Annotated in this window: 21 protein-coding genes; 16 read left to right on the top strand and 5 right to left on the bottom strand. The window is 59.9% G+C overall.

Annotated features, from left to right (window positions below):
• The first annotated feature begins 14 nt into the window (after positions 1–14).
• The 4 genes from L6D80_RS22540 (at position 15) to L6D80_RS22555 (ending at position 9,963) form a co-directional block, all read left to right on the top strand.
• Positions 15–3,851 (top strand): RHS repeat domain-containing protein, encoded by a 3,837-nt coding sequence (locus L6D80_RS22540; RefSeq protein WP_176516252.1) that lies wholly within the window; start codon positions 15–17, stop codon positions 3,849–3,851.
• 248 nt (positions 3,852–4,099) lie between these two features.
• Positions 4,100–6,094 carry a hypothetical protein gene (locus tag L6D80_RS22545; RefSeq protein ID WP_176516250.1) on the top strand — a complete coding sequence of 665 codons (1,995 nt, stop codon included), beginning with the start codon at positions 4,100–4,102 and terminating at the stop codon, positions 6,092–6,094.
• Between the two features lie 147 nt (positions 6,095–6,241).
• Positions 6,242–8,422: an autotransporter outer membrane beta-barrel domain-containing protein gene (locus L6D80_RS22550; protein WP_223849245.1), complete on the top strand. Its 2,181-nt coding sequence runs from the start codon at positions 6,242–6,244 to the stop codon at positions 8,420–8,422.
• A gap of 293 nt (positions 8,423–8,715) precedes the next feature.
• Positions 8,716–9,963: a hypothetical protein gene (locus L6D80_RS22555; RefSeq protein WP_223849169.1), complete on the top strand. Its 1,248-nt coding sequence runs from the start codon at positions 8,716–8,718 to the stop codon at positions 9,961–9,963.
• Between the two features lie 7 nt (positions 9,964–9,970).
• Here the strand turns inward: L6D80_RS22555 and L6D80_RS22560 are convergent, their stop codons facing one another.
• The 3 genes from L6D80_RS22560 to L6D80_RS22570 form a co-directional block, all read right to left on the bottom strand.
• The gene (locus L6D80_RS22560; protein WP_176516248.1) at positions 9,971–10,711 is read right to left on the bottom strand and encodes a fimbrial biogenesis chaperone; all 741 of its coding nucleotides are present in this window, start codon (positions 10,709–10,711) and stop codon (positions 9,971–9,973) included.
• Between the two features lie 70 nt (positions 10,712–10,781).
• Positions 10,782–11,318, bottom strand: coding sequence for a fimbrial protein (locus L6D80_RS22565; protein ID WP_176516246.1), 537 nt, complete (start codon positions 11,316–11,318; stop codon positions 10,782–10,784).
• A gap of 166 nt (positions 11,319–11,484) precedes the next feature.
• Positions 11,485–11,895 carry a PA2817 family protein gene (locus L6D80_RS22570; protein WP_054901185.1) on the bottom strand — a complete coding sequence of 137 codons (411 nt, stop codon included), beginning with the start codon at positions 11,893–11,895 and terminating at the stop codon, positions 11,485–11,487.
• A gap of 238 nt (positions 11,896–12,133) precedes the next feature.
• Between L6D80_RS22570 and L6D80_RS22575 the strand changes: the two genes are divergently transcribed.
• Positions 12,134–12,568, top strand: a complete 435-nt coding sequence (locus L6D80_RS22575) for a hypothetical protein (protein ID WP_176516244.1) — start codon at positions 12,134–12,136, stop codon at positions 12,566–12,568.
• Between the two features lie 118 nt (positions 12,569–12,686).
• Here L6D80_RS22575 and L6D80_RS22580 read toward each other — a convergent pair whose 3' ends face one another.
• Complete coding sequence (locus L6D80_RS22580) at positions 12,687–15,134, bottom strand: acyl-CoA dehydrogenase (RefSeq protein WP_176516242.1); 2,448 nt, start codon at positions 15,132–15,134, stop codon at positions 12,687–12,689.
• A gap of 190 nt (positions 15,135–15,324) precedes the next feature.
• On the opposite strand from L6D80_RS22580, the gene L6D80_RS22585 reads away from it, so the two are divergent.
• The 3 genes from L6D80_RS22585 (at position 15,325) to L6D80_RS22595 (ending at position 17,789) form a co-directional block, all read left to right on the top strand.
• On the top strand, positions 15,325–15,948 hold the full coding sequence (locus L6D80_RS22585) for a glutathione S-transferase (protein ID WP_176516240.1): 624 nt from the start codon (positions 15,325–15,327) through the stop codon (positions 15,946–15,948).
• A gap of 132 nt (positions 15,949–16,080) precedes the next feature.
• Positions 16,081–17,013, top strand: coding sequence for an ABC transporter ATP-binding protein (locus tag L6D80_RS22590; RefSeq protein WP_054901181.1), 933 nt, complete (start codon positions 16,081–16,083; stop codon positions 17,011–17,013).
• Positions 17,010–17,789, top strand: a complete 780-nt coding sequence (locus tag L6D80_RS22595) for an ABC transporter permease (protein WP_054901180.1) — start codon at positions 17,010–17,012, stop codon at positions 17,787–17,789. Before L6D80_RS22590 ends, L6D80_RS22595 begins: the two co-directional genes overlap by 4 nt.
• Here the strand turns inward: L6D80_RS22595 and L6D80_RS22600 are convergent.
• A complete protein-coding gene (locus L6D80_RS22600; protein ID WP_176516238.1) occupies positions 17,673–18,299 on the bottom strand; it encodes a DUF2062 domain-containing protein in 627 nt (208 codons plus the stop codon). The genes L6D80_RS22595 and L6D80_RS22600 overlap by 117 nt on opposite strands.
• Before the next feature lie 142 nt (positions 18,300–18,441).
• Here L6D80_RS22600 and L6D80_RS22605 point away from each other — a divergent pair, with 142 nt between their 5' ends.
• From L6D80_RS22605 to murB, 8 genes are all read left to right on the top strand, one after another.
• Complete coding sequence (locus L6D80_RS22605) at positions 18,442–20,670, top strand: DNA internalization-related competence protein ComEC/Rec2 (RefSeq protein WP_054901179.1); 2,229 nt, start codon at positions 18,442–18,444, stop codon at positions 20,668–20,670.
• 139 nt (positions 20,671–20,809) lie between these two features.
• Positions 20,810–21,445, top strand: a complete 636-nt coding sequence (locus L6D80_RS22610; protein ID WP_016391244.1) for a MotA/TolQ/ExbB proton channel family protein — start codon at positions 20,810–20,812, stop codon at positions 21,443–21,445.
• On the top strand, positions 21,442–21,876 hold the full coding sequence (locus L6D80_RS22615) for an ExbD/TolR family protein (protein ID WP_054901178.1): 435 nt from the start codon (positions 21,442–21,444) through the stop codon (positions 21,874–21,876). Before L6D80_RS22610 ends, L6D80_RS22615 begins: the two co-directional genes overlap by 4 nt.
• Positions 21,876–22,886, top strand: a complete 1,011-nt coding sequence (gene lpxK / locus L6D80_RS22620) for a tetraacyldisaccharide 4'-kinase (RefSeq protein WP_054901177.1) — start codon at positions 21,876–21,878, stop codon at positions 22,884–22,886. Before L6D80_RS22615 ends, lpxK begins: the two co-directional genes overlap by 1 nt.
• Before the next feature lie 42 nt (positions 22,887–22,928).
• Positions 22,929–23,114, top strand: a complete 186-nt coding sequence (locus L6D80_RS22625) for a Trm112 family protein (protein ID WP_003247142.1) — start codon at positions 22,929–22,931, stop codon at positions 23,112–23,114.
• Entirely contained in the window at positions 23,111–23,875 is a 765-nt protein-coding gene (gene kdsB, locus L6D80_RS22630) for a 3-deoxy-manno-octulosonate cytidylyltransferase (protein ID WP_054901176.1), read from the top strand. The genes L6D80_RS22625 and kdsB overlap by 4 nt, the downstream gene beginning before the upstream one ends.
• Positions 23,875–24,339, top strand: a complete 465-nt coding sequence (locus L6D80_RS22635) for a low molecular weight protein-tyrosine-phosphatase (protein ID WP_054901175.1) — start codon at positions 23,875–23,877, stop codon at positions 24,337–24,339. The genes kdsB and L6D80_RS22635 overlap by 1 nt, the downstream gene beginning before the upstream one ends.
• The gene (gene murB, locus L6D80_RS22640; RefSeq protein ID WP_176516236.1) at positions 24,336–25,355 is read left to right on the top strand and encodes a UDP-N-acetylmuramate dehydrogenase; all 1,020 of its coding nucleotides are present in this window, start codon (positions 24,336–24,338) and stop codon (positions 25,353–25,355) included. The genes L6D80_RS22635 and murB overlap by 4 nt, the downstream gene beginning before the upstream one ends.
• The last annotated feature ends 103 nt before the right edge of the window (positions 25,356–25,458 follow it).

A 25,458-nucleotide genomic window follows, 5' to 3' on the forward strand; every position in this document is an offset into this window, starting at 1 on the left:
TAAGGAACAACAGAATGACTACGAATTCGCTGGTGCATTCCAATGCATTTAATTTCATGAGCTTCGTGCAAGGTGGCGTCGATCCACGGACGGGGCAATACAATGTGTCGCTCGAGTTGCCTACATTGGTGGCCAATCACTTGAACGGCCCCAACTTGCCCTTGCGCATTGGTTTCAACCCGATGAACCCCGAGAACTCAGGCTTTGGTGCTGGCTGGCGCTTGAACCTGAGCGAGTACGACCCGCAAAGCAACATGCTCAGCCTGCACAGCGGTGAGCGTTTCAAGGTGTTCGACAACGGCCCGGGTGAACAGCCGGTGATACCGGAGCGCAAGATCGACAGCTTTCACTTCGAGAATATTTCTGCTGGCACTACTACCCTTTATCGTGTGGCACACAAGTCGGAAATGATCGAAGTGCTTGGGTTGCACGATATCACCGAGACGGGCAAGCCGCCCGGGCAAGTGGCATTACCGATACGGGTGTTGGCACCGACCGGGCATGGTATTACTTTGGCATACCGCCAGGTGGATGTACCCTCTCCAATGCCAGGTATATCACGCAAGCGTGTGCCTTGCCTGGCATTGGTAGAAGATGACAGCAAGCGAAAACTGCTGCAAATCGATTATTCGAACCTCAGCCAGATCCTGATTACGCTCAATCCAGGCACGGTGGCCGAAGCTGTCTATACGCTGGAGTGCGACGACAGTGAACTGGTCAAGGTTATTTTGCCGACCGCGGACAAGGGGCGTTGGAAGTTCGAATACAAGACGATCGGCACGGTACGTTGCATTGAACGTTTGTGGACACCGGTCAACGGTTTTGAAGAAGTCTTCTACAAGGAGGCTGGGCATAACCTGCCAGGCGTCAGCCGGACACTGCCTCATGTAGAACGTCACTTGGTCACCCCAGGGGCCAACCAGCCGCAAGTGCGTACCGACTACATGTTCAGCTCGAACAATTTCCTGGGCAACAACACCGGTATCTCCTGGGAAGATAACGGGGAGGACAACCTTTACAAAGCCACAGGTGCGGACTATCTCTACGACGCTACAGCCACGCATTACCAGGGTGACAAACCGGCGTACACGGTCAAGACCTCATTCAACCGCTTCCACTTGATGGTCGAGCAGGTCACCACGCAGAACGATTGTATCGAAACCCAGACCCTCGGGTACCCGGAAATTGCCAATCGGCAGTTCAAGGATCAGCCCAATAACTTCCAGCTGGTTGAGACTACTACCACCTCTTGGCGCAAGGGTTTGGGCAGCCCTTCGCGCGAGGAGGTGGAAGTTACCTATTACGACCAGCATGGCAACCTGGTGGAAAAAAGAGAAGCCAACGGCAAGCGGACAGTAATGTCGTACTACCCAGCTGCCGACGACCCGGAAAAGTTCGAGCGTATGCTCAAGACCGAGGAGGTTATTCCGGGGGCTGGGGAAGCTGGCGCCGAAACGTTACGCAACGAGTATCGCTACCAGTTGGTTGCATCGCGGGATAAAGACGGGTATGCACGCGGCGCGTCATTGCGTTGCCATGAGCAGCAGCTGCGAGTGCGTGATGAGACGCAGTTGTCGGCGTTGGATACCTGCTACCACGACGAGCCCCTCAATTTGCTGGAGCATGGTCGTCCCCGTGAGCAAAAGCTTACGCTCAATGGCAAGGTAACCCTCACTGAATACGCATACAGTGAGGTCTCGGTAGAAGGCCACCCAGCAGTCCAGACTGAGGAAACCCTGACTGGCTTCGACCACGGCTCACCTTTGCCGGCCCGTGAGTTGAAGTATGCCAAGGGGAACAAGGAGGAATTGGCACGACACGCCCAGAAGGTCAGCACCTTGCAGCATTCGATACTGATTGGCGAACCGTTGCTCAATTATGACGACAATAAAGTGCAGATTGCCTACGTGTATGACGAACTGCGCCGTGTAACACGCGAAACGGTCGACCCTAACGGCGACTACGAGGCGTCACGCAACTACAGCTATTACCTGTCGTCCGATGGCCAACAGGCATGGCAGAAGCAGGTTGATGTGAAAGGGGTGCAAACGTGGAGCTACGTTGACGGGCTAAACCGTGCTGTACGGGTGACGCGCCAGGACCCGGACTTTGGCCCCACCGCAACAGCCAGGGAACAAGAACGGCTAACGTACAGTGCTAGCTATGACGCCCTTGGCAACTTGGTGAAAGAGGTCGAATACGACTGGTTGGAGCTGAAGAATCTGCCGCTGACGACCCTGTATCAGTATGACGACTGGCGTCAGCGCAGCAGTGAAATGGGGCCGGACAAAGTGCGTGTCTGCACGCAGACCGACCCGGTAGGGCTACCTGACCGCCTTGGGCCCGTACGCAAGGAGTGGCGTGAATCCATCAAGCGCAAGCTGCTCACCGGCACTACCGTTACCCGGCTGAACCTGTTCGAGCAACCCGTGGATGTCGAGCGCCTGGACAGCAAAGGTGCCCGTGTGAGTTTGCACCAGTACTTCTACGATGGCCTAGGGCGCACCGTGCGGGAAGTGGATGCACGGGGATATGAAACGGCCACAACCTACGATGAATTTGACAGGCAAGTGGACCAGACGCTGCCAGATGGTTCGGTGGTACACCGCGACTATGCGTTGCACAGCAAGGACGATTTGCCAACCTTGATCAAGGTGCTCGACCGCACCGACGGCGTGGATCACGTGCTGGGCACGCAGACCTTCGATGGTTTGGACCGCATGATCGAGTCGGTTACTGGCGGGCGCGTGCGCACCCTGCTGTATGGCATCGGGCAGCGTCAGCCAGAGGCGGTGATCACGCCAGCAGAAAACCGCATCGACTATGAATACGTTCCGCAATTGGGCGAGGAGCCATTAAGCCGCAGGACGCTCGGCCAAGCAGCGGACTATGTATACGACGAACATAACGGCCGCCTGTTGCACTGTACCGAAAACGACGAGACGCTCGAACGTGAGTATTTCAGTACCGGTGAACTGAAAGTTGAAAAGCGCCAAAACAGTGACGGTACAGACGCGTATGAGATGGTGTATGTGCACAGCCTGAAAGGCCGTATGCTGAGTTATACCGATGTGCTGGGCAAGACACAGATTTATGAATACAACCCGTTTGGGCAGTTGCAGCAGACCACGCTGGAGAACATCACCAGTACCTTCGGTTATGATGCGCTGGGCAGAACCGCCAGCATCCTGACTGAAACCGAGGACCCGGACGGGAGCGTGCGCAGCCTGGAAACCACACTGTTCTATGACGAGTTCGATCGTGAAGTTCGTCGTCGCTTCGATTTCGGCGACGCGGTGCAAACGTTGGTGCAAACGTATAACGAAGTGGATGGCATTGACAGTAAAACGTTGACAGAGGGTGAGGAAGATGGAAGGCGGCTGCGCCATGAAACCTTCGAATACGATAACCGGGCCAGGTTGTCGAAATACACCTGCGAAGGCGAGAGCGAGTATGTGCCTGTCGACCCTTACGGTAACAAGATAGAAACTCAGCTATTCCGCTTCGATGGACGCGACAATATCACCCGGGTCAGGACTTCTTTCGAAGGTGGCACGCTCGATGTCACTTATCAGTTCACCGATGAAAAGGATCCGGTGCAATTGAAGGGTATTGAAATGAAATGGGCAAAGCTAGTTGAAAACCAGGGTGTAGAGCAAGAGACTCCTTACAAGCAGGAGTTTATCGAACTGTGCTATGACCCTGACGGTAACCTGATTCAGGATGAGGAGAAGCGTGAGCTGGCCTATGACCCACTAGGGCGCCTGGCGCGGGTGCATGTGCCTGCGCAAGGCATTACTGCCAACTATCGGTATGACGCGGTGGACCGCTTGGCGTCGCAGGATGCCTGATTCGGTCAGTGAGTTATTTGATCGTTGCTAGTATGCCAGGGCCTGCACATGCGCAGGCCTTTTTTGTGGTGCGCCAGGCATGGCGCGTTGCGTGCAAGCGCAACCAGCTTGGCTGTGGTTTTGTGTGGGTTCGACATTTATTGTCAACTGATAAAAATGCCAGTTTCGTGGTTGGTCAGTAAGTGCTTAACTTTGGACTGGGTGAATGCTGCCCTTAACAATTGATATTGGCCATGGCAGGTTAAAACATGAACAAACAAGGCAGAACCTATACAGAAGCTGAAAAAACGCGCCAGAAAGTGAGGCGTGATCGGGCAACAAAGCGGGATGCCGATTCGCTTGAAAAACCGGGCATAGATTCGAGCCTGTTGGCAGACCCCGATGGTACGGTGTTCAGCGCGGTGTTGACTGAGCCTTCCAAGTCTCTTGATATCACCATTCAAGCCTGGCCGTTGCTGGGTTCCACCCCACCTAGCTTCTTTGATACTCTTGAAATTTACCACACGGATGAGAGGGGTGCGCCAACATTACTGTCAAGTGATCAGTACACAGGGACGGATGTCGGATTGTTTCCATTGACGGTTACTATAACTAAAGAGCATATTGAGAGTTGGCTGGATGGTTCGCAGTATTTCAGTTATAAGGTGCTTCGTTACAATGGTACAGAGACAGAGTCTGACATATTGAGTTTGATATTCGACCGCGTGCCGCCCTATGGCTATGCTGTGCCTGCGGCCATGCCTACGCTGGGTTATGATGTTACCGATGGGAATATTGATAAGGTTATTGTCACCTTGCCGGAGTACGACACTCATGCTGCAGGCGACAAGGTCTATGTCTATTGGTTAAACCATGTACCTGATGATCCTGGCTCGGTTGTGCCCGTTGTTACGGATACGGTCGATAACCTACCGAAGCAATTGACGGTGCCTCAAACCGCCATTGAGGACGTCGGGGATGGCGGTGTCTATGTGCTTTATGTGCTGGTGGACAAAGCCGGTAACATCAGCAGGCTATCAATGCCTTTGGCTGTGGGCGTGGCGATAGGCCCCCTGCCTGCCGGGCTCCAGGACCCTGTGGTGCCATTGGCGAATGATGGCCTGATTGATCAGGAAGACGCTTGGACGGGGGTAGTGGTGCAAGTTCCATCGTTCAGCAACTGGAAGCCTACGGATTGGGTGCAAGTTACCTGGGGTACCCTGGCATTGGGCTGGCGGGAGGTGGGTAGTGCGCCAAAATTTCCACTTGAATTTACCCTGTCGGGCGAGCAGTTGTGGGATCAATATGGTGCAGCGAGTACGGGTGACAAAGAAACCAATGTCAGTTATGCAGTGCGCCGCGGTACGGTTCCTCAGGGCAGTATGGAAATTGAAGTAGACGTCAATCTGGAAGTCGTCGGGCCTGTAGACCCCGGAACTGATCCTGAATGGCCGGACCCGGTTAACCCGAGGCTGGCCAAGGCTGAAGTTTATGGTGAATCAGCTAATAAAAATAAGCTGTTGCCGGTTGATGAAGGGAAAGATGCTACTGTCAAGGTAGTAGTCGATGCAACCTTGAAAGAAGGAGATGTGATCAGCCTCTATTGGGAAGGTATGCATATACAAGAGGCTGATCATGTGGTCGTGGCGGCGGAAATTGGCCACGAAATAGAAGAAGATATTCCTTGGAGCTATATCGAGGCTCGGAATAACGGAAGTATTCCGCTGCATTATGTAGTCGAACGCCCAAGCGTCCCCAATCGCGCCAAGTCGACCGCAACTATTGTCGAAGTTGAAGCAGTCATCTTGCGTCCAGATGCGCCTGAGTACCTGGGGGGGAATACAAGCGCTCCTGTTGGGTGGTTAACCTGCAACGCCTTGTATGATGATGAATACCCCAGCCCGCTGGACCCGGCAATCCGGGTTGTGGTGAAAGACCTGCGTCGTTACGGTTTGAAGGCGGGGGAAACAGTAACCTTCCACTGGTATGCCGTACATGGTTTTGCGGGCGAAGACATCATTGCGGAGACGGTATTCGACGACCCGGTCGTGCTGGAGGAAACCGATCTAGATGAACTGGTATGGCGTGTGCAGCCCTACACAGACTATATTCTTCCAATTTACAACTATAACGCCACGCTGCATGAGGGGCGTGGGCGTGTGACTTACAGTTTTGAGCTGGACGGCTCTACCATCACCTCAGAACAAGTGGAGCAAATAGTATCCATGCACAACGCTGCGGGTAGCTGCCCGCTCCGGCCCTGACGGTAGTTTAAAAGAGCCCGGGCAGTTTTGTGGCCGTTGAGATCTTCATGTTTTATTTGAGGGCTTTTCCTACAGAATTGCAGGAAATTCCTCGATAACCTTGTCGGCTATCACTTGATATTCGGCATGAGAGAGGTCATGAAGTCTATGAGAAATACCTTGCTAAGTCCAATGGCTCAAGCAGTGCGCTTGGCGCCGTTATTACTGCTGGCCAGCCCTTTTGCCGTGGCATTGACTGTCGTCGATGGTACGCGTGATATCGACAATACTACCTTGCTTGACAGCTACCGTCTGAACGCCAACGCCAGGCTCAATGCCGCGGGGGCGTCGATGCGTGAAGTGAATGTCGGTGCAGGTGCACAGCTGAACATGCAAGCAAGTACGATCGAAGCAGTTAGGGCTGATGGCATCGCGCTGGTCTCAGGCGCATCGGCCAGTGTGGCAGGCAATTCGCGAGTGGTCAGTGATCGGTTTGGCTTGCGCTTGCAGCGCAGTGACACTGCCGGTTCTTCGGCGCTGGTTTCAGACAGCTATGTCGAGGGGGGCACTGCAGGCGCGCTGGTGTCTGCTGCATCGAGTTTGTCGCTGCAACGCAGCTCCTTGGTGGGCAGTGGAACAGCAGCGGCAGCGCAGTTGTTCGGCAATGCCGAACTGAGCGCGCAAGACAGTTCGATCGTGGGGGCCAGCGACGGTTTGCGTGTGCTTGCCGATGCTGCCTTCACGGGGCCTGCAAAGGTGACTTTGGCAGGGGCGACAGTCGAAGGCCAGGACGGCTCGGCAATTGTGGTGGGCAATGCCTTGATCGGTCCGGCCAAAGCGGAAATCATCGTTGCCGATGGTTCCAGCCTGGTCGCAAGCAATGGCATCTTGCTGGATGTGGTAGGCGGTTCCGAAGCCACCATGACTGTAGACAACAGCCATCTGATGGGGGATGTACGGGTCGAAGCGGGTTCTACGGCCTCGCTGACGCTGGACAACCAGGCCAGCCTGTCCGGTAGGCTGCAGAACGTGGCCGGGTTGACGTTGAACAACCAGGCCCGCTGGAACATGGTGGAGGACAGCCAGGTGGGCAGCCTGGCGCTCAATGGCGGCGTGGTCAACTTTGGGGAGCCGGGGCAGTATCAGCGGCTCACGCTTGGCACGCTGGCTGGTAACGGTACCTTTGTCATGGATGCCGATTTCAGTACTGGCGCTTCTGACTTCCTGGAAGTGGGTAACGCCACCGGCAGTCATAGCCTGCTTGTGAGCAGCAGTGGCGCGGACCCACTGACTGAAAACCAGATACACCTGGTGCATGCGGCGGCAGGTGATGCCAGCTTCTCTTTAGCCAACGGCGCGGTTGATCTGGGGGCGTTCTCGTATGACCTGGTCCAGCAAGGTGGCGATTGGTACCTTGATGGCTCGCGCAAGATTATCAGCCCGGGCACCGCTTCGGCGTTGGCGCTGTTCAACACCGCCCCCACCGTGTGGTATGGCGAGTTGACCACGTTGCGTAGCCGCATGGGCGAGTTACGCCTGGATGACCGTAAATCCGGCGCTTGGGTTAGGGCCTACGGTAACAAATATAACGTATCGGACAGTGCCGGAAGCCCTTATAACCAGGTTCAGCGCGGCTTCTCGATCGGTGCCGATGCGCCGTTGCCGGTGGGTGATGGCCAGTGGCTGGTCGGGGTGATGGCGGGCCATAGTTCATCAGATCTGGACCTGATTCGCGGGAGTTCTGCCGAGGTCAAAAGTTACTACCTCGGGCTTTATGCTACCTGGCTGGATGCTCAAACCGGCTATTACTTCGATGGTGTAGTAAAGGCTAACCGCTTCGATAACAGTGCCAAGGTCGAGCTAAGTGACGGCAAGCGCAGCAACGGTGACTTCAACAACCTGGGCGTTGGTGCATCTGCAGAGTTCGGACGCAACATCGGCCTGGGCCAAGGTTATTTCATTGAGCCCTACACCCAGTGGTCTGTGGTTTCGATCCAGGGCAAGGACTATCACCTGGACAACGGCCTGCAAGCGCGCGGTGACGATACGCGATCAGTGCTGGGCAAGGCGGGGGCAACCTTGGGGCGTACTTTGCAACTTGGTAATGGGCAGCAAGTACAGCCCTATGTACGGCTTGCCTATGCCCATGAGTTCATTCGCAGTAATGAAGTGAAGGTCAATGACCATCGGTTTGACAACGACCTGTCGGGCTCTCGGGCCGAAATGGGCATGGGTGTGGCCATCAGTTTGAATGAGCGCATGCAGTTGCATGCCGACTTCGATTACTCCAATGGCGAGAAGATCGAGCAGCCTTGGGGGGCGAATGTGGGGCTTCACTACAGCTGGTAGGTTACAAACAAAAGGAAGGCTCAAGCCTTCCTTTTTTGTGGGTGGCACAAAGTGAGGATGCTGTGATGCGCTTTATTCGAAACTGGCTACGTGCGCGTTGGCCTGGCTTGTTTGGGACTAATCAACTTGGGCCACCGACGGCACCGATGGCGCTCCCGGATATACCAGATGGCGAGCCAGGCCTGTTGCCACTTTCGATTCTGGATAAGCCCGTCAGGATTGAGGTGCCGATGTGGCCAATCTCCCACCCATCCCCAGACACCCCCGAAGTGCTACGGTTGTACTGGAATCGCATGCAGGTTGATGAAAAACGCTGGGAAGCTGCCATCCCTGAAGATGAGCTGTTTGTTGAGGCCCCGGTTTCTGTTCTGCAGCATGGCCCTGTAGAGGTTTCTTACGAGGTGCAGGGTTACAATGGCGTTATTACACCCTCCCTGTCGTTGACGTTGACAATAGACAAAATGCCGCCGGTATTGGGGGGGGATGAGGGGCTTTTGCTTTTTGATGAAGAGGTCAGGCGCGGGGGTGTGACGGCGCGCTACCTGGAGCAGCATGAAAACATCTTGCTCGCCGAGTTGCCGCCTTACCAAAAGCCCAGCGCTGGCGATGTGATCAATTATTACTGGGACGACCAGCCATTTGCCAACGATTGGATGGGTGAATTCACCGTGGAGGAGCTTGACCAGCCGATTTACCTGCCAATTGATGGTGATGCAATCAAAGACCGCGGCGATGGCGCGCGCTATGTTCATTACCAGATTCGCGACCGGGCGGGTAATCTCAGTGCGCGCTCCAGGCCGGCTGTGCTGGAGGTTGACGCCGAACCCATTCCCAGAAACCTGCCGTGGCTTAGCGTACCCCAGGCCAGTGGTAGCGGGGGGGAGTTGTCGTTGAAGTTGGATGATTATGAAGCCCCCTTGGTGGTGATCGTGCCGGCAGATGCAGTTATCTACCCGGACGAGGTGATCACCGTGCAGTGGGGGGCGCCGGGTGATTATGGTTACTACACCACGTCCGAGCCGGAGGTGGGGACGGATGATCGGTTTGTGATTCCAGAGCGTAGTGTGTTGGCATACAGCAAGCGCACGTTGGAAGTAGGGTATGTAGTGAGTGATGGACAAGAACATTTCCCCGGCACTCCATGTAACCTGAAAGTGACCGAGTTCAAGGAGGGATTACCCCAGGTAGCGCTGGAGGGGGCCGATTCAAATGGATTCAGCCTGGGGCGGGCGCCGGAGCGGGTGCCTGTCAGCCTGGGTGTGTGGCAGGGCATTGCCGTGGGGCAGCGGGTCAATATCACGGTAACGGGCGTGCTACCGGGCGGGGCGGATGCGCCCCCTTATAATGTCCTGACCGCCCATTCGGTCACTGATGCGCAAGTGAGGCGGGGCATTGGCGCGAACAAGGATGTGACCCTCTCCAAAGCCTACCTTGCAACGCTTTGGCGTGGCCAGACGTTCACCTTCCATGTCGAGGTCAGTTTTGACGACGGTACGACGTGGATCAAATTTCCCCTCTACAGCCCTAAGCTCCTCCCGTGAGCGACCTTCACGGGCGTTCCACCGGTCGGGACAGCTCGGGCGTGAGGCCGCCGTAGTCATTGATGGTTGTGAAGACGACTTTCAGACCGTCCTGCACGGTCGAGGTTTTGAGGGGGTAGGTTTGCCTGCCCATGGGAATGGCCATTTTCCTGCCGTCTATTTTCTCACTGCCCTTGGCGCTGCGCAGGGTCAGCTGGTTGAAGGTGAAGTAGTAAGGGGAGGGGTTGTCCACCACAAGGTGTGGCTTGCCTTCGAGTGTTTGCACTGACCAGGCCAGGTCCTGGAGGTGGTCCTGTGGGCGGCCTTTGAGCTGGGTTGGGCGGTAGAAAACCTTGATGCGGGTGCGCAGGGCGATAGTCAGGTTATTGTCAGTTTTGTCGTCCGCCTGCGGGATTTCCTGCAGGTTGAAGTAGAACACCGATTCACGGTCCTGGGGCAGGTTGTTGGGCAGGCGGTTGAGCTGCACCGTCTGTTCGCCGGCCGGGTCGATGCGAAACAGCGCAGGTGAGGCGATCAAGGGCACTGCGGTGGTGTTGTCGTCTGCCTCTGTATTGATCCAGGCCTGGGCCGCGTAGGGGCGCTGGCTGGGGTTGCCGACCACGATGCTGGTGCTTTGCCGGTCGCTGGGCTGGATGACTCGGGTTGAGCTGATGGTGAGGGCGGCGTGGGCACTGGCTTGGATGAGCAAGGCAAGGCAGGTGCCGATTGCCAGGGCAAGCCTGGAGGCAATGGAGTTGGGGCGGGGCATGGGCATGTCTCTTTGCTACTTTTTGCAGGGGCTCCAGGTGCGTCCGCAGAAGCGCCTGGAGCGCAACGTATTACCTGATATCTACCGAGAAACGCACTTCCGATGCCGCGTCGCCGTCACCTACCGGTCCGGTGTTCTCGTACATGGCGTGGAAAAGCAGTTCGTTCGCTTCGGTGGTTTTGAGCGGGTAGGGCGCCGATTCCCGGCCTGGGGCAAGGTTGGTCAGGCTCTTGTCCTGAATGGCCAGTGCCACTCCGGTAGCGCCGTGTGGCTTCAGTGAGTAAAGGTTGGTGCCTTCATTGCCGTAGACCCCCGTGAAGGTGACATAGGCATCTGTGCCGGGGTTGATGGTGCAATGATCTGGGTCAATGCGCAGGGCGAACGTACGAGGGGTCGTCTGCTTGCCTGCAGTGGGGCCGAAGTACTCTGGGGGATAGCTCCCGAGGCCAATCTGAGGCAGGATGCTGCCGCCAGTGCCCGGCATGACCACTTCGATAGGGCAGGTACCGCCTGGGGTGATGGTGCCGTGGAAGTTGATATTGCCGGTGTTTGCAAATGCTGCTGTGCTCGCCAGGCCCATAGCGAGGGCGATAAGTGTGTGCTTCATTGTTTATATCCTGGAAGTGGGTAGCATTCGAACATGCGGGTGGATGTTCGGCTGGCAGGATATTCAGGGCGGGGCTTTAAGGGCTGTAGGTCAATACCACAAAAGCCATGGGAACAATGGACGAAGTAGCCGGGGCGGCGCAGCGGACCGCGCCGGTCGGTCGAGCTCAGTGTTGCGTGTTACCGCGCGCTTGGCCCAGCAACTGCTTCTGCTGGTTCCAGTCAAAGGCTTCGCCGTTCTGTTCGGCCTCGTAACGGCGTTCTTCCAGCTGTTGGTACAGCTCCAGCTCTTGGTCAGGCATGAAATGGAGGCAGTCGCCGCCGAAGAACCACAACAGGTCCCGTGGTACCAAGTGGGCAATTTGCGGGTAGCGCTGGATCACCTGGCAGATCAGATCCTGGCCCAGGTATTGGCTTTGCAGCGGGTCTTGCGGCAGCAGCGTCAGCAGCTCGTCGAAGCGTTCGAGAAACAGGGTGTGGCTTTCCTCCGGTACCTGTTCGGCTTCACCCAGGGCCACCAGGATGGTCCGCAGGTGATGCAGCAGTTGCAGGTGGTACTCCAGGTGGGGATTGACCATGGGGTGATCCTTGAGGGTAATTGAAACGGGGCCGAAGTATACGCCGGTTGTGGACCTATTGTGGAAGGTCCACCGGGTCAGTCCACTTGTTTGTCCATGATGCGTCCCTACCTATCAGTTCTGCCAGGTGCGTGACTGCCTCCGGTGATTTAGATTCAAGCCTGAACCAACGATGCGGCCTTTCAGTAGGTGGCGGCGGTGTCGAAGGCCATACAATCTTCTGAGCGAGGTTAGCACCATGGTAAGTGACAACACCCCAAAGCAGAGCGGTTCTATTATCTTCTGGAGGGGCGATAACAGTAGCACCGGGCTCAATTTGCCGGCAGAAGGAAGTGGCGAAAGCGTTAAAAAGACAGTTGTCGCCAACCACAGCGTAATTGAGATGAGCGACATCCCCTCTGCCTCGACCATCATCTTGAACTACAGAACTGCCCCGAACGACCCTACTGTGCGATCATCCATCACACTGCGTACCACCCACAAACCAGCCTCGCTCGACCGTACCGAATACAGCTATCTGTTGAATACGTATGCCGTTGGTGAGTTCGTCAGTAGCGGCTTGGGGTTGATGGTGATTGCGAAAAAGGATGGACCTCCCTCTCAGGCTGATGTCAACGCAGACCATCAGATAGATTGTTACGTTACACTTTCCAGCTCGCCGCCCAGCGCCTGAACTGGTCTCGTCCAAGCGTGTGATACTTGGCGATTGCAAGGTGCGGGCGCGGCCGGGGACGAGACATAACGCTGCGTCTTGGCCAAGCGCCGCCCTTGCACCTGAATGGCTTAATCGCTCAGCGCACCTTGCCCTCTACCGGTAGCAATTGCTCTTTGTCGAACGCGTCCACATCGATCACTACACGGCAGGCTTGCTCCGCTTCACGCAGCCGTTGCGCATCGCCCGGTTGTACTAGGCCACTTTCGACTGCCGCATCGATTATCGATTGGCCGGTGACGGTTTGCACCTTTCCCTCCTTGACGGCCTGATGCAGCACCTTGCGCACCGGCACCACCTCATCACACAAATCGCAGGCCCGCTGCAGTGCCGCCACAGGGTCACCCGCAGCCTGCGGTCGGAAGCAGCCGGCCAGCAACTCTTCCAGCGCAGGGTCGCCTTTGCTGCGTCCGATCAGTGCCGCCACTTCGGCATCCAATTCATCGCTCGGCCCTGCATGACGCCGACCGAACGGGAATACCAGCACGCGCAGCGCGCAGCCGACAAACCGGTTAGGAAAGTTGTCGAGCAGCCGATCCAGGGCTTTTTCCGCCTGGCCCAGGCATTCTTCCATGGCCCAGCGCAGCAATGGCTGCATGTGGTCCGGCGAGCCCAGGTCGTGATAACGCTTGAGTGCCGCCGATGACAGATACAGATAACTCAATACATCACCCAGGCGTGCACTCAGGCGTTCTCGGCGTTTGAGTGCACCGCCAAGCAGCATCATCGAAAGGTCCGCGAGTAGGGCAAAGGCAGCAGCCTGCCGGTTGAGGCTGCGCAAGTAGCCCTGGCTCAGTGCATCACCTGGCACGCTTTCCAGGCGGCCGAGCCCCAGGTTGAACACCAGTGTGCTGGCCGCGTTGCCGGCGGCGAACATGATGTGTTTCATCAGCAGTTCGTCGAACTCTTTCAGCGCCTGATCGTAGTCCTCACGCCCGGCCAACGCCATTTCCTTCAGCACGAAAGGGTGGCAGCGGATTGCGCCTTGGCCAAAAATCATCAAGTTGCGCGAAAGGATATTGGCGCCTTCGACCGTGATGAAGATCGGCGCCCCTTGCCAGTTACGGCCCAGGTAGTTGTTCGGGCCCATGATGATGCCCTTGCCGCCGTGCACGTCCATGGCGTGCTGGATGCACTCGCGGCCCCGCTCAGTCAGGTGGTACTTGAGGATCGCCGACAGCACCGAGGGTTTCTCGCCCAGGTCTACGGCCTTGGCGGTCAGCAGGCGGGCACTGTCCATCAGCCAGGCGTTGCCGCCGATGCGCGCCAGCGACTCTTGAATACCCTCGAACGCTGCCAATGGAACGTTGAATTGCTCGCGAATGTTCGCGTACTGGCCGGTCACCAGGCTGGTGTACTTGGCGGCGCCCGTGCCGACTGCCGGCAGGGAAATGGAGCGCCCCACCGACAGGCAGTTCATCAGCATCATCCAGCCCTTGCCGAGCATGGCCTGGCCGCCGATCAGCATGTCCAGCGGCACGAACACGTCCTTGCCGCTGTTGGGGCCATTCATGAATGCTGCACCTAGCGGCAGATGGCGTTTGCCGATCTCCACACCGGGTATATCGGTGGGGATCAGGGCCAGGCTGATGCCCAGTTCCTCCTCGTCGCCCAGCAGATGGTCAGGGTCGTAGGCCTTGAAGGCCAGGCCCAGCAAGGTCGCCACAGGGCCCAGGGTGATGTAGCGCTTTTCCCAGTTCAGGCGCAGGCCCAGCACCTCTTCACCGTTCCACTGGCCCTTGCAGATGATACCGGTGTCGGGCATGGCGCCAGCGTCGGAGCCGGCCAGGGGGCCGGTGAGCGCGAAGCAGGGGATCTCCTCGCCGCGGGCCAGGCGCGGCAGGTAGTGGTTGCGTTGTTCGTCGGTGCCGTAATGCAGCAGCAGTTCGGCCGGGCCCAGCGAGTTGGGTACCATCACCGTGGACGCCAGGTCGCCGCTGCGGGTGGCCAGTTTCATCGCCACCTGGGAGTGGGCGTAGGCAGAAAAGCCTTTGCCGCCGTACTCCTTGGGAATGATCAGGGCGAAGAAGCCGTTCTGCTTGATGTGCTGCCAGGCTTGGGGCGGCAGGTCCAGGTCCTGGCCGATCTGCCAGTCGCTGACCATGGCGCACAGTTCTTCCGTGGGCCCATCGATGAACGCCTGCTCTTCTTCGGTCAGCTTCGGCGCCGGGTAGGCCAGCAGGGTGCGCCAGTCTGGGCGGCCGCTGAACAGTTCACCGTCCCACCAGACCGTGCCAGCATCGATGGCTTCGCGCTCGGTTTGCGACATGGGTGGCAGGGTGCGCTGGAACCAGCGGAACACCGGAGCGGTAAACACTTTGCGCCGCCACTCCGGCAGTGCCACCAGGGCGATCTTCAGGGCCAGCACCACCCAGATCAGGGCCAGTAGCCAGCCAGGGGCACTGCTGAAAATGCCCATTAGCAGCACATAGGCCGCCACGATGCCGAGAATTTGCAAGGGCGCCAGGCGCCGGTGCGTGAGGTACGCCGCGCCGATCACCAGCACTACCAACCACAACAGCAACATAATCGGTCCTCCTTGGAACCAGGGGCTTGGGCCGTCCCAGACAGCTTAGACGCAATGCTGTGAACGGCAGGGTCAGAACAGTGACAGGGTGTGGCGGTGGGAGTTTCAGTTCATTGCTTGCCTGTGCCGGTACAGGCGGCGAAGGTCTGGAGTAGACTGTGCCACCTTTGCATCTCATAAGGACGTTGCCATGTTGAAGATCTGGGGCCGCAAGAATTCGAGCAATGTGCGCAAGGCGCTGTGGATCGCCCAGGAGCTGGGCCTGGACTTCGAATCCATCGACGCCGGGGGGGCCTTCGGCGTGGTCAACGAGCCGCATTACCGCGCCCTCAACCCCAACGGCCTGGTGCCCATGCTCGAGGATGGCGACCTGGTGCTGTGGGAGTCCAACACCATCGTCCGCTACCTGTGTGCCGAATATGGCGACGAGCAGGGCTGGTACCTGGACGACCCTCGCCAGCGCGCCTTGGCCGACAAGTGGATGGATTGGGCCACTTCATCCTTCGCCACGCCGTTCCGCCCGCTGTTCTGGGGCCTGCTGCGCACGCCTGAAGACCAGCGGGATTGGGTGGCGATCAATGCCGCGCAAAAGCAGTGTGCTCAATTGCTGTCGATTGCCGATCAAACCCTGGCGCATCAGCCGTACCTCTCAGGTGACCAGATCGGCATGGGCGACATCCCACTGGGCAGCTTCGTCTATGCCTGGTTCGAAATGCCCATCGAGCGTCCGGCCATGCCTCATCTGCAAGCCTGGTACGAGCGCCTCAAGCAGCGCCCGGCCTATCAGGCAGCGGTCATGACGGCACTGACCTGAACCTGCTTCGATAGTCACTATCAATACATGTAACTGTACTTGTGCGGCCGGGCCTTGCACCATGGCCGCACTCACTGCGCCAGTGATTTGCCCTGGCGTGTCCTGACCTTTCCACTCGGTACGTGACCCGCTATGAGTTCTGCCCTGTCCATCCGACAGTTGACCAAAACCTACGGTAACGGCTTCCAGGCCCTCAAAGGGATCGACCTGGATGTCGCCGAAGGTGACTTCTTCGCCTTGCTCGGCCCCAACGGCGCCGGCAAATCCACCACCATCGGCATCCTCTCGACCCTGGTCAACAAGACCAGTGGCACGGTGAACGTGTTCGGCCACGACCTCGACCGCGAGCCCTCCGCGCTCAAGCGTTGCCTGGGTGTGGTGCCGCAGGAGTTCAACTTCAACCAGTTCGAGAAGACCTTCGATATCGTTGTCACCCAGGCCGGCTATTACGGTATCCCGCCAAAACTGGCCAAAGAGCGCGCTGAACAGTACCTGACCCAGCTGGGGTTGTGGGACAAGCGCGATGTCCAGTCGCGTTCGTTGTCCGGCGGCATGAAGCGTCGGCTTATGATCGCTCGGGCGTTGATCCACGAGCCACGCCTGCTGATCCTCGATGAACCGACTGCGGGGGTGGACATCGAGCTGCGCCGGTCGATGTGGAGCTTCCTCACTGAGCTGAACCAGAAGGGCATCACTATCATCCTGACCACCCACTACCTGGAAGAAGCCGAACAACTGTGCCGTAACATCGGCATCATCGACCATGGCACCATCGTCGAGAACACCAGCATGCGCAAACTGCTGGGCAAGCTGCATGTCGAAACCTTCGTCCTCGACCTCAAGCAGGATCTGGCCCAGGCGCCGGCACTGCAAGGCTACCCGTGCCGGCTGTTGACCCCCCACACCCTTGAAGTGCAGGTGGACAAAGACATCGGCATCACTGCGTTGTTCGGCCAACTGGCCCTGCAGAACATCGAAGTACAGAGCCTGCGCAACAAGACCAACCGACTCGAGGAACTGTTCGTGTCCCTGGTGGAAAAGAACCTGTCGAAGGTGGCCGTATGAGTGTGGAACTGCGCACCAACTGGGTCGCCCTGAATACCATCGTCTACCGCGAAGTGCGGCGCTTCCTGCGTATCTGGCCGCAAACCTTGCTGCCCCCGGCCATTACCATGGTGCTGTACTTCGTCATCTTCGGTAACCTGATCGGGCGGCAGATTGGCGACATGGGTGGCTTCACCTACATGGAGTACATCGTGCCCGGGCTGATCATGATGTCAGTGATCACCAACTCGTACGGCAACGTGGTGTCGAGTTTCTTCGGCAGCAAGTTCCAGCGTTCGATCGAAGAACTGATGGTGTCGCCGGTGTCGCCCCACACGATCCTGGTCGGCTATGTGCTGGGCGGCGTGTTGCGCGGTTTGGCGGTCGGGGTGATCGTGACCATCCTGTCGATGTTCTTCACCCACCTGCAGGTGCATCACCTGGGCGTGACCGTGATCGTGGTGTTGCTGACGGCCACTATCTTTTCCCTGCTGGGCTTCGTCAACGCAGTGTTTGCGCGCAACTTCGACGATATCTCGATCATCCCGACCTTCGTGCTGACGCCGCTGACCTACCTGGGCGGGGTGTTTTATTCGATCAACCTGCTGCCACCGTTCTGGCAGGCCGTCTCGTTGGCCAACCCGGTGCTGCACATGGTCAACTCGTTCCGCTACGGCATTCTAGGGGTGTCGGATATCAGTATTGGAACGGCGATTACCTTCATGCTGGTCGCCACGGCGGTGCTGTACCTGCTGTGTGTTCGCCTGCTGGTCAGTGGCCGCGGCATGCGCGCCTGAGGCTTTTTGCTTGCGCCGGCGCCACTGCCGGCCGATCCACCAGCGCCAGTAGAGCAAGGTGGTGAAGTACGCGGCGATGCCCAATACCACCCCACATACCACCGAGCCAAGCAAGAACGGCTGCCAGAGGGTTGCCAGTTGGTCGGTGATCCACTCGAAGGTCAGGTCGTCGGGCAGGCTGCGCGGTGGCGTGCCCAGCAACCAGGCGCCGGTCATGTAGGTGACGAAGAATACCGGCGGCATGGTCAGCGGGTTGGTCAACCATACCAGGCTGACGGCAATCGGTAGGTTGCCACGCACGGGGATCGCCAGCGCTGCGGCCAGCAGCATCTGCATAGGGATGGGGATCAGCGCCGCGAACAGGCCGACGCCCATGGCCCGAGCCACCGAGTGGCGGTTGAGGTGCCAGAGGTTCGGGTCGTGCAGCAGCTTGCCGAAAAAGCGCAGGGACTTGTGATCCCTGATGCTGGATGGATCCGGCATGTACCGTTTGAAAAGTCGGCGCGGCATGTAGGCTCCCGGAGCGTTGATCGAGGCAGTATGCCTTGATTCCCTCTCGGCCTCGTTCAGAGTTTGTGACAATTGTTGAGCGAGCCAGGGCGGCAATTCGTCTATGCCTGAATAGGCAATTTCGCTTCTGGAGCTCTACCTCATGCGCACAGGGATGTCTGCGCTGGCGCTCGGGCTGCTGTGCCTGGGCTTTCTCCCCGCATTGCCATCGCCCGGGTGGCTGTTGCTGCTGGTGGTTGGCGGATTGGTGTGCCTTGGCACGCGGCTGTGGCCGCTGGGCTGCTTTGTGTTGGGGGTGTGCTGGGCCTGCTGGTCGGCGCAGCAGGCCCTGGATGACCGCCTGGCGCCCAGCCTGGATGGCCGAACGGTGTGGCTGGAGGGCAGGGTGGTCGGGTTGCCGACACGCACCGGACAAGGGGTGCGCTTTGAGCTGGCGCACCCCCAGTCGCGCCGTGCCGAGTTGCCGCAGCGCCTGCAGTTGAACTGGTTCGACGGCCCGCCCGTGCGCGCTGGCGAGCGCTGGCGCCTGGCGGTCACCTTGCAGCGTCCGGCCGGCTTGCTCAACCCCCATGGGCCGGACCGGGAGGCACACCTGCTGGCCCGTCGCATCGGTGCTACCGGCACGGTCAAGGCAGGCCAGGCGCTGCATACCGTTGCGCCGGGGTGGCGGGACGCGTTGCGCGCGCGGCTGTTGGCCGTCGATGCCAACGGCCGCGAAGCCGCGCTGGTGGCTTTGGTGCTCGGCGATGGCGCGGGTTTGGCCCGCATTGACTGGCAAGTGCTACAAGCCACCGGCACGGTGCACCTGCTGGTGATCTCGGGCCAGCACATCGGCCTTGTGGCCGGCTTGTTGTATGCCTTGGTCGCTGGCCTGGCGCGCGTGGGGCTGTGGCCTCCCCGGTGGCCGTGGCTGCCCTGGGCCTGTGGCTTGGCGCTGGCGGCTGCGCTGGGTTATGCCTGGCTGGCCGGGGGCGGGGTGCCGGTGCAGCGCGCTTGCCTGATGCTGGCGGTGGTACTGGCCTGGCGTCTGCGGTTTCGCCACGTCGGGGCACTGTTCCCATTCCTGCTGGCACTCGTTGGGGTGTTGGTGGCCGAGCCCCTGGCGCCGCTGCTGCCGGGCTTCTGGCTGTCGTTCGCGGCGGTGGCAGTGCTTGTCTACTGCTTCAGGGCGCGCCTTGGCGGCTGGCGGCCTTGGCACGCGTGGACCCGTGCCCAGTGGGTAATTGCCATCGGCTTGCTGCCAGTCCTGCTGGCCACTGGGCTGCCGGTCAGCCTGACCGCGCCAGCGGCCAATCTGTTGGCTGTGCCGTGGATCAGCCTGGCAGTCTTGCCACTGGCGTTGCTCGGTACCCTGTTGTTGCCTGTGGCGGGTGTAGGCGAAGGCCTGTTGTGGCTGGCCGGTGGCTTACTGGAGCTGTTGTTTCAGTTGCTGACGCAGGTGGCAGGCTGGCGCCCCGCGTGGGTGCCGCCAGCATTGCCAGGCTGGGCCTGGTGCCTGGTGTGCCTTGGCGCGCTGCTGGTGTTGCTGCCTTCTGGTGTGCCGCTGCGTAGCCTGGGCGGGGTCATGCTGCTCGCGCTGTGGGTGCCCAGGGAGCCTGTGCCGCACGGTCAGGTGGAGACTTGGCAACTGGATGTAGGGCAGGGCCTGGCGCTGTTGTTGCGTACGCGAAACCATAGTCTGCTCTACGACGCCGGGCCAGCGCGGGGCGATAACGACCTGGGAGCGCGGGTGGTACTGCCGACCTTGCAGAAATTGGGCGTGGGGCACTTGGACCTGATGTTGATCAGCCATGCCCATGCCGACCATGCGGGCGGTGCGGCCGCGGTTTATCGAGGGTTGCCGGTGGCTCGGGTCGTGAGCGGTGAGGCACAGGCGTTGCCGACGGCGCTGGCAGCCCAACCTTGCATCACCGGTGAAGCCTGGGAGTGGGATGGCGTGCGCTTTTCTCTGTGGCACTGGCCAGAAGGGCAAAGCAGCAACGATCGTTCTTGCGCGCTGCTGGTGGAGGCGCAGGGCGAGCGCTTGCTGCTGGCCGGTGACATGGAGGCCGGTGCCGAACAAGCCTGGCTGGGGGCCACTGAAGCGACTGCCATCGACTGGCTGCAAGCCCCCCATCATGGCAGTCGAAGCTCATCAACCGAGGCGTTCATCCGTGCCACGGCGCCGCGCGGGGTGTTGATCTCGCGGGGGCGCAACAATGGTTTCGGTCATCCGCATGCGCAAGTGATCGAGCGATACCGCAGGCATGGGCTGGTGATTCATGATACGGCAGTGGAAGGGGCGCTGCGTTTGGTGCTGGGTAGCCAAGGTGAGGTGCAAGGTGTGCGTCAGCAACCGCGTTTCTGGCGGGAAGCTGGGGGTGGCGGATAGGGCGCTGTCGCCGGTCTACCCACTGAGCGCGGTGCAGTACCGGCGAAGGTACCGGTCGGTGAATTCCCTGACCTCCGGCAGATGAGCCCCCCGCACGCCTATGGTAGAGTGGCGGCCTTTTTCCGAAGGGGCATTTAACGTGTGGGAATTGGTCAAGTCCGGCGGTTGGATGATGCTGCCGATCATTCTGAGCTCCATCGCTGCCATGGCTATCGTCGTCGAGCGCCTGTGGACCCTGCGCGCCAGCCGCGTGACCCCGCCGCACCTGCTGGGCCAGGTCTGGATGTGGATCAAGGACAAACAACTCACCAGTGACAAGCTCAAGGCCCTGCGCGCCGACTCGCCGCTGGGTGAGATTCTCGCGGCGGGCCTGGCCAACTCGCGCCATGGCCGCGAGATCATGAAAGAGTGCATCGAAGAGGCTGCCTCACGGGTCATCCATGAGCTTGAACGCTACATCAGTACCCTCGGCACCATTGCCGCCATGGCCCCGTTGCTCGGCCTGCTGGGCACCGTATTGGGCATGATCGATATCTTCAGCGCCTTCATGGGTTCGCAGATGACCGCCAACGCGGCAGTACTTGCCGGGGGGATCTCCAAGGCGCTGGTCACCACTGCCGCGGGTTTGATGGTCGGTATTCCGGCGGTGTTCTTCCACCGCTTCCTGTTGCGCCGCATCGATGAACTGGTGGTAGGCATGGAGCAGGAGGCAATCAAGCTGGTGGAAGTGATCCAGGGCGATCGCGAAGTCGAAGTGGCCGGAGGCAAGGCGTGAAGTTCCGGCGCAATCGCCAGCGGGAGAACGTCGACATCAACCTGGCGTCGTTGATCGACGTGGTGTTCGTTCTGCTGCTGTTCTTCGTGGTAACCACGACATTCACCCGCGAGACGCAGCTGCGGGTCGAGTTGCCGGAGGCAGCTAGCGCCGAACAGCCGTCGGCCGACCAGGACAAGCTGGTGGAGGTGACCATCAGCGCTGATGGTGTGTATTCGGTGAATAATCACCTGCTGCCCAAAAGCGACCTGGCCACCTTGACCGAGGCGATCGAGCGCGAGTCCGGCGGCGACAACACGCTGCCCTTTGCCATCAGCGCCGACGGCAAGACGCCGCACCAGGCCGTGATCACCGCAATGGATGCTGCCGGCAAGCTCGGTTTCAGCCACCTGCGCATGACCACTGTCGAGGCGGCCCAGGGGACTCCTTGATGGCGTTAGCCGACCGTCTGCTCGCTGCTTGGTACGCGGGGCATCCGGCCCTGGCGGTTCTGCGTCCCCTGGAGGCCCTGTACCGCCGGGTGGTGACGCGCAAGCGCAACCGCTTCCTCAGTGGCCAAAGCGCCAGCTACCGTGCTCCGGTGCCGGTCATCGTGGTGGGCAACATCACCATTGGAGGTACCGGCAAGACGCCGATGATCCTTTGGCTGATCGAGCATTGCCGGCGTCAGGGGCTGAAAGTAGGTGTGGTCAGCCGTGGTTATGGTGCCAAGCCACCGCAGTTGCCCTGGCGTGTGCTGGCACAGCAGAGCGCTGAGCAGGCGGGCGATGAACCCTTGCTGATCGTCCAGCGCACCGGCGTACCGCTGATGATCGACCCTGACCGTTCCCGCGCGGTGCAGGCGCTGCTGGCCAGTGAGCCGCTGGACTTGATTCTGTGCGACGACGGCATGCAGCACTATCGCCTGGCGCGCGACCTGGAACTGGTGCTGATCGACGCCGCGCGTGGCTTGGGCAATGGCCGGTGCCTGCCCGCCGGGCCGTTGCGGGAGCCGGTCGAACGCCTGCAGGCGGCTGATGCGGTACTGTTCAATGGTGCCAGCGCCGATCGGCCCGATGGCTTCGCCTTCCGCCTGCAGCCCAGCGCCCTGGTCAACCTGCGCAGCGGCGAGCGCCGCAGCCTCGATCTGTTCCCGGCGGGCCAACGCCTGCACGCGGTTGCCGGCATCGGTAATCCACAACGTTTCTTCAATACCCTGCTGGGGCTAAACTGGCAGCCAGTACCGCATCCGTTCGCCGACCATGCGCACTTCAGCGCCGAGCGCCTGGCGTTCAGCCCGCCGCTGCCGCTGGTCATGACCGAAAAGGATGCGGTGAAGTGCCGGGCCTTCGCCGCTGATGACTGGTGGTACCTGGCTGTAGAAGCGCAGCCTACGGCTGCCTTCAGCGCCTGGTTCGACAGCCAGTTGCAACGCCTGCTGGCTGCGCAGCGAAAGCCCTGAGCCCTTTTCTACGTTCGGCCACCTGGCCTCAAGGAAGCTTCCATGGACACCAAACTGCTCGACATCCTGGCCTGCCCGATCACCAAGGGGCCGCTCAAGCTCAGCGCCGACAAGACCGAGCTGATCAGCAAGGGCGCAGGCCTGGCTTACCCCATCCGTGATGGCATCCCGGTGATGCTGGAAAGCGAGGCGCGCACCCTGACTGACGACGAGCGCCTGGACAAATGAGCCTGAACTTTACCGTGGTGATTCCCGCCCGCCTGCGCTCCACGCGCCTGCCGGGCAAGCCGTTGCAATTGATTGCCGGTAAACCGATGGTCCAGCACGTCTGGGAGCAGGCGCGTAAAAGCGGTGCAAGCCGTGTGGTCATCGCCACCGATGATCAGAGCATTGTCGAGGCCTGCCAGGCGTTCGGCGGCGAAGTACTGATGACCCGCGCCGACCATGAGTCCGGCACTGACCGCCTGGCCGAAGTGGCCGCGCATCTGGGCCTGCCTGCCGATGCCATCGTGGTCAACGTTCAGGGGGACGAACCGTTGATCCCGCCGGTGATCATCGATCAGGTCGCGAACAACCTGGCCGCTCATCCCGAGGCTGGTATCGCTACCCTGGCCGAGCCGATCCATGCACCGGAAACCGTTTTCAACCCCAACGCGGTCAAGGTGGTGAGCGACAAGAACGGCCTGGCGTTGAGTTTCAGCCGTGCACCGCTGCCCTGGGCGCGCGATGCCTTCGCCAAGGACCGCAACCAGTTGCCGCAGGGCGTGCCGTATCGCCGTCATATCGGCATGTACGCCTACCGTGTCGGGTTCCTTCAAGACTTCGTCAGCTGGGGCCCTTGCTGGCTGGAGCAGGCCGAAGCGCTGGAGCAATTGCGTGCGCTGTGGCACGGCGTGCGCATCCACGTGGAAGACGCCATCGAGGCGCCAGCAGTGGGCGTCGACACCCCCGAAGACCTGGAGCGCGTAAGGCGCTTGTTGGAGGCCTGATGCGCGTCCTGTTCGTGTGCCTGGGCAACATTTGCCGTTCGCCGACCGCCGAAGGTGTACTGCGCCATCAATTGCAAGCTGCAGGCCTGGCTGAGCGGGTTCACGTGGCGTCTGCCGGTACCGGTGACTGGCATGTGGGCAAGGCGCCTGACAGCCGCACCTGCAAGGCGGCGCTGGCGCGCGGTTATGACTTGTCGCGCCAGCGTGCCCAGCAGGTGAAGGCGGCGCATTTTGCCGAGTACGACCTGATCCTGGCGATGGATGAAAGCAACCTGGGCCACCTGCGTGCCATGCGCCCGCAGGCCGCGGTCGGCGAGCTCGACCTGTTCCTGCGCCGCTACGGCGCTGCCCTCGATGAAGTGCCAGATCCGTACTACGGTGGCGCAGAGGGCTTCGAGCAGGTGCTGGACCTGATCGAGGCGGCCTGCCGCGAGCTGGTCGTGGAAATCAAGGGGCGGCTATGACGGCGAGCTGGCAGGAGCACGTATCGCTCAAGCCCTACAACACCTTCGGCATCGATGTGAAAGCCCGCTACTTCACCCAGGCGCACAACGACGGTGAGGTGCGTGAAGCATTGGCACAGGCGCGCGAGCGGGGCGTGGCGGCGCTGGTGATCGGTGGCGGCAGCAACTTGCTGCTGACCCGTGACGTCGATGCGTTGGTGTTGCACATCGCCAGCCGGGGCCGCCGTGTGGTGAGCGATGAAGCGGGCCGGGTGGTGGTCGAGGCTGAGGCGGGTGAGCCTTGGCACCCATTCGTACAATGGTCGCTGCAGCAAGGCTTCTGCGGCCTGGAAAACCTCAGCCTCATCCCGGGAACCGTGGGCGCTGCGCCGATGCAGAACGTCGGTGCGTACGGGGTCGAGATCAAGGACGTGTTTGCCGGGTTGACGGCCCTTGACCGGGAGACCGGCGCGTTGCGTGACTTTGGCCTGGAGCAATGCGCTTTTGGCTACCGCGACAGCCTGTTCAAGCGCAGCCCAGGGCGTTGGTTGATCCTGCGTGTACGGTTTGCCTTGAGCCATACGCTACAGGCCCACCTGGACTACGGCCCGGTGCGCCAGCGTCTGGTGGAGCAGGGTGCCCAGCCGCCGACCGCGCAAGCGATCAGTGATGCCATTTGCAGCATTCGCCGTGAGAAGCTGCCAGACCCGGTCGAACTGGGTAATGCCGGGAGTTTCTTCAAGAATCCGGTCGTACCCGCTGATCGCGTGGCGCGCATTCGCGCTGAGCATCCAGGCGTGGTGGCCTACCCCCAGGCGGATGGCCAGATGAAGTTGGCGGCGGGATGGTTGATCGAGCAGGCGGGGTGGAAAGGGTTTCGCGATGGCGATGCTGGGGTGCACCGTTTGCAATCGTTGGTGCTGGTCAATTATGGCCAGGCGAGCGGTGCTCAATTACATGGCTTGGCCCAGCGTATCCAGGCGGATATTCAGCAGAAGTTTGGTGTTGAGCTGGAGATGGAGCCCAACCTGTACTGACTTCAGGGTTTTCATCGCCTTTCGCGGGTACTTCGGCAAGGTCAAATAGCCATCCATGAAAAAGCCCCGCCAGTGCGAACTGGCGGGGCTTTTTCATTCAGCC

This window comes from Pseudomonas ceruminis (genome assembly GCF_021602025.1).
In the GTDB taxonomy this organism is placed as follows: domain Bacteria; phylum Pseudomonadota; class Gammaproteobacteria; order Pseudomonadales; family Pseudomonadaceae; genus Aquipseudomonas; species Aquipseudomonas ceruminis.

What these genes read in the sequence shown, in the direction of transcription:
- L6D80_RS22545 (WP_176516250.1), top strand. Translation starts at nt 4,100, where the DNA reads ATGAACAAACAAGGCAGAACCTATACAGAAGCTGAAAAAACGCGCCAG.
- L6D80_RS22595 (WP_054901180.1), top strand. Translation starts at nt 17,010, where the DNA reads ATGAGTGTGGAACTGCGCACCAACTGGGTCGCCCTGAATACCATCGTC.
- L6D80_RS22560 (WP_176516248.1), bottom strand. Translation starts at nt 10,711, where the DNA reads ATGCCCCGCCCCAACTCCATTGCCTCCAGGCTTGCCCTGGCAATCGGC.
- L6D80_RS22625 (WP_003247142.1), top strand. Translation starts at nt 22,929, where the DNA reads ATGGACACCAAACTGCTCGACATCCTGGCCTGCCCGATCACCAAGGGG.
- L6D80_RS22605 (WP_054901179.1), top strand. Translation starts at nt 18,442, where the DNA reads ATGCGCACAGGGATGTCTGCGCTGGCGCTCGGGCTGCTGTGCCTGGGC.
- kdsB (WP_054901176.1), top strand. Translation starts at nt 23,111, where the DNA reads ATGAGCCTGAACTTTACCGTGGTGATTCCCGCCCGCCTGCGCTCCACG.
- murB (WP_176516236.1), top strand. Translation starts at nt 24,336, where the DNA reads ATGACGGCGAGCTGGCAGGAGCACGTATCGCTCAAGCCCTACAACACC.
- L6D80_RS22590 (WP_054901181.1), top strand. Translation starts at nt 16,081, where the DNA reads ATGAGTTCTGCCCTGTCCATCCGACAGTTGACCAAAACCTACGGTAAC.
- L6D80_RS22570 (WP_054901185.1), bottom strand. Translation starts at nt 11,895, where the DNA reads ATGGTCAATCCCCACCTGGAGTACCACCTGCAACTGCTGCATCACCTG.
- L6D80_RS22565 (WP_176516246.1), bottom strand. Translation starts at nt 11,318, where the DNA reads ATGAAGCACACACTTATCGCCCTCGCTATGGGCCTGGCGAGCACAGCA.
- L6D80_RS22575 (WP_176516244.1), top strand. Translation starts at nt 12,134, where the DNA reads ATGGTAAGTGACAACACCCCAAAGCAGAGCGGTTCTATTATCTTCTGG.
- L6D80_RS22555 (WP_223849169.1), top strand. Translation starts at nt 8,716, where the DNA reads ATGCAGGTTGATGAAAAACGCTGGGAAGCTGCCATCCCTGAAGATGAG.
- L6D80_RS22540 (WP_176516252.1), top strand. Translation starts at nt 15, where the DNA reads ATGACTACGAATTCGCTGGTGCATTCCAATGCATTTAATTTCATGAGC.
- L6D80_RS22580 (WP_176516242.1), bottom strand. Translation starts at nt 15,134, where the DNA reads ATGTTGCTGTTGTGGTTGGTAGTGCTGGTGATCGGCGCGGCGTACCTC.
- L6D80_RS22550 (WP_223849245.1), top strand. Translation starts at nt 6,242, where the DNA reads ATGAGAAATACCTTGCTAAGTCCAATGGCTCAAGCAGTGCGCTTGGCG.
- L6D80_RS22585 (WP_176516240.1), top strand. Translation starts at nt 15,325, where the DNA reads ATGTTGAAGATCTGGGGCCGCAAGAATTCGAGCAATGTGCGCAAGGCG.
- L6D80_RS22635 (WP_054901175.1), top strand. Translation starts at nt 23,875, where the DNA reads ATGCGCGTCCTGTTCGTGTGCCTGGGCAACATTTGCCGTTCGCCGACC.
- L6D80_RS22600 (WP_176516238.1), bottom strand. Translation starts at nt 18,299, where the DNA reads ATGCCGCGCCGACTTTTCAAACGGTACATGCCGGATCCATCCAGCATC.
- lpxK (WP_054901177.1), top strand. Translation starts at nt 21,876, where the DNA reads ATGGCGTTAGCCGACCGTCTGCTCGCTGCTTGGTACGCGGGGCATCCG.